3 protein-coding genes are annotated in these 3,763 nt (G+C 24.4%); 1 reads left to right on the top strand and 2 read right to left on the bottom strand.

Translation table 11 applies throughout. The features are described from left to right. Window positions 1–451: 451 nt before the first annotated feature. Both ACERKK_RS12020 and ACERKK_RS12015 read right to left on the bottom strand, forming a co-directional pair. Complete coding sequence (locus ACERKK_RS12020; RefSeq protein ID WP_373773318.1) at window positions 452–1,345, bottom strand: hypothetical protein; 894 nt, start codon at window positions 1,343–1,345, stop codon at window positions 452–454. A 103-nt stretch (window positions 1,346–1,448) separates the two neighbouring features. After that, window positions 1,449–1,943 (bottom strand): glutathione peroxidase, encoded by a 495-nt coding sequence (locus ACERKK_RS12015; RefSeq protein ID WP_373773317.1) that lies wholly within the window; start codon window positions 1,941–1,943, stop codon window positions 1,449–1,451. Between the two features lie 180 nt (window positions 1,944–2,123). Between ACERKK_RS12015 and ACERKK_RS12010 the strand changes: the two genes are divergently transcribed. Beyond that, on the top strand, window positions 2,124–3,763 hold a 1,640-nt coding region (locus tag ACERKK_RS12010; protein WP_373773316.1), incomplete at its 3' end, for a response regulator.

Raw genomic sequence — 3,763 nt, 5'->3', positions numbered from 1 at the left:
CACCATTCATCTGTAGCTATTTTTAGTGTATCTGAAAACAAATGAAGTGGAAATAGTATGCTTAAGCTAAATACTACTATACCTGCTGTTTTTTTTAAACCTTTCATTGACTTTCTCCTTAGTAAATTACTTGAATTACTCTTTAATTTTTAAATTATATTGCATATTTTAACATTTAGTATTATGTCTTTTATTTCTTTTATCTAAGCTTTAAGCTTAAAGTAGTTTTAAAAAAGATTTTTTTTAATAAAAACTGATTTAAAAGTAAGAAGTTGCAGAAAGATTGTTCAGAACTTTGTGTTCCATTTTTTGTTAATAAATCAAAAAGCTAAAGAGCTTAAATTAGATAGTGATACCCTAGTGCAATGTAAGCGAGATATTGATAGTCAAATAGAACTACTTGCTTAAGTAGTATCTATAACTATACATTATCTGCTTAAATTTAATATTCTTAATGATAATTAATATAATAAGGTTTAGTCTGAATAATTCTACCATTTACGGGCTCTAAACCTAATATTTGCTTTGGAGTCATAAGTGGTTTAGAATCTGAATTATTAAATATTTTAAATCCACTATATGCTATTTTTTCTTGTTCTTGATTATATAAATTATTGTAAATGCTTATTTTTATTGCAGGTTTTCCATGACCATCAATATTATAAACTAAATTGATATTTTCAAATTTCTTAACATCTTGTTTTTCTCTTAGCATTCTTTTATGGAACATATGAACAATTAAATCTCTTTTACCTTCAATATTATTTTCAAGCATATAATCACTAATTAATTTTTGTGCTTTATTTAAATCTTGTGCAAAAATATGACCTACATATTTTCCAGGAGGGTAACGTCTATGTTTTGGTATTTTAAACTCAGGGTCTATTGCAAAATGCACATTATCATATTTTAAATACTTAAGAATTGGAAGTAGGGCTTCATATGGAGTTTTTGTTCCAAGTTGTACATCTATAAAAACTAAAAAGCCTTCTTTTTTAGCTCTATTTATATATTTCATTACTGATGATTCTTGCATTCCTAAAAGATAATCATTTCTTCTTCCTGGATCTTTTGTTGCTAGTGAATGAATAAGATGAAAAGCTAGTTTTATATCTACATTATTATTTAATTCACTACTAAAATAATCAGCTTTATCTCTCATTTTTTTTATAAGATCATCAATATTATTTTCACCTAATATTCCTAATGTAGAACTATTTGGTCTTCCATAATAACCAATTACAATTTTTGGTTTTTCAACTGTTTGTATATTTGCTGTGTTAGCACTTAAGTTTTGAATAAGACATATAAAACATGTACTTATTAAGATTAGAAGTTTATTCATTTTGGTGTCTTTTTTTAAGTTATTTTTCTAAGTGAAGTATAATATAATAGTTTGAAATAAAATTTAAATTTATAACAAAAAATATTAATTTCTTTATTTTATTCTATACATAAGTTGGATAATAAAAAAGTTTTAAAATATCTTCTTCAATATCTTGAGGTGGGACAATAGATGAATATCTTTTTACGATATTTCCTTTTGAGTCAACTAGAAATTTTGTAAAGTTCCATTTAATTTGTTTTGTACCAAATATTCCTCTTGCTTCATCTTTAAGATAAGTATAAAGTGGAAGTTCATTTTGTCCATTTACATCAATTTTTGAAAATAAATCAAATGTTATATTGTAATTATTTGTACAAAACTCTTTAATCTCTTCTAAAGTTCCTGGTTCTTGTCTTGCAAATTGATTTGAAGGAAAGCCTAAAACCATAAACTCTTTATCTTTATATCTTCTAAATAACTCTTCAAGTCCTTCATATTGATTTGTAAAGCCACATTTACTAGCTACATTTACAATTAATAATACTTTGTCTTTATATTTAGACATACAAACGTCTTGACCATTTATATCTGTTACATTAAAATCATAAATATTCACTACTTTTTCCTTTTAAATTATTACACTTATAATATCTAAAAATATTAATTAATACAAAATAATAATGAATTTAACACTTAAATACTCATAAATCTTTTTTTTTGACACAATTTAGATAAAATAAGATTTTACTAAGAGTTATTTTATATAATAGCTCAAAATTAAACCCAAGCAGGAATCATGCATAAACTTACTGAAATAATTAAATATTCATATAACCTAAATCTTTTATATGTTGAAGACAATGAAGAAGTTCGAAACTCGACAATGATTATTTTAAGAGAATTCTTTAAAAATATCACTGTTGCAGAAAATGGACAAGAGGGATACGAAAGATTTACAGAACAAAAATTTGATTTAATTATGACAGATATTAATATGCCTAAATTAGGTGGTTTAGAAATGATATCAAAAATAAGAGAAACAGATAACGAAGTTCCTATTCTTGTATTATCAGCTTATAATGAGCCAAATTACTTTATGGAAAGTATTAAACTTGGAGTTGAAGGATACTTGCTAAAACCAATAAATATGGAACAATTTTTAGTAGTTTTAAACAAAGTAATCCAAAAAGTACAACTAAAAGAAAAATCAAGAACATATATGTCTTTATTAGGGCAATATCAAGAAGTAACAGATAATAGTTTAATTGTATCAAAAACAGATCCAACAGGAAAAATAACTTATGTAAATGATGAATTTTGTAAAATTTCTGAATTTTCTAAAGAAGAGTTAATAGGATCAAACCATAATATTATACGAGATCCTGAAAACCCAAAAGAATTCTATGAAGAGATGTGGGAAAGTTTAAAGGGTAAAAAACAAATATGGAAAGGTACTATTAGAAATAAATCTAAAAGTGGAAAATCATATTATGTTCAAGCAACAATAAAAGCAATTCTTGATGCAGATGGTAATATTGTTGAGTATATTGCACTTAGAAGTGATATTACAGATATTATGAATCAGCAAAAACAATTAGAAGATTTAATCGATTTTTCTATAAAACCAATATTAGCATTAATAGAAATTGTAGATTATAATAACTTATCAAAGTTTTATGGACACAAAGAGATTAGTCATATAGAAACAGTATTTGCTAATACATTACTTCAAAGTGTTCCAAATAAAAATTTATTTGATACTGTTTATACTTTAAGTCATGGAAGATTTGCATTTGCAAAAGATTCAAATAATCAAGATATAGATGAAATTATAGATAATGTAAAAAAAGCTTTACATAATGTAAATAGTTCAAGTTTTGAAATTGATGGTAAGGTTTTTGATATTTCAATTAGAGTAAGTCTTTCTTATGGTGATGATATTTTAGAAAACTGTACTTATGGTTTACAAAAAATCAAAAAAGGGCACAGTGACTTTTTTATTGCAAATGGTCTAGCTCAAATTGAGAAAAAACAAGCACAAACGAATTTAAATACTTTAGAAATGGTACATACGGCAATCAAAGATTCAAAAATAATATCTTATTTTCAACCAATTATTGATAATAAAACTAAAGAGATTGTGAAATATGAATCATTAGTTAGATTAATAACACCAACAAATAAAATTCTAACACCATACTTTTTCCTAGATGTTGCTAAAAAAGGTAGATTTTATTCTCAAATTACTCAAATAGTTTTTAATAACTCTTTTGATGCCCTAAGTAAAACTACTAAAGATATTTCTATAAACTTATCTGCTTTAGATATAGAAAAAGAGAATGTTTCAAATATGATATTTGATTTATTAGAAAAGCATAAAAAAGATGCTTCAAGAATAGTATTTGAATTATTAGAAGATGAAAATGTAAAAGATAT

It is taken from the genome of Poseidonibacter sp., from assembly GCF_041821165.1.
Taxonomy (GTDB): Bacteria; Campylobacterota; Campylobacteria; order Campylobacterales; family Arcobacteraceae; genus Poseidonibacter.
This window is presented reverse-complemented; position numbering and strand designations above follow the sequence as displayed.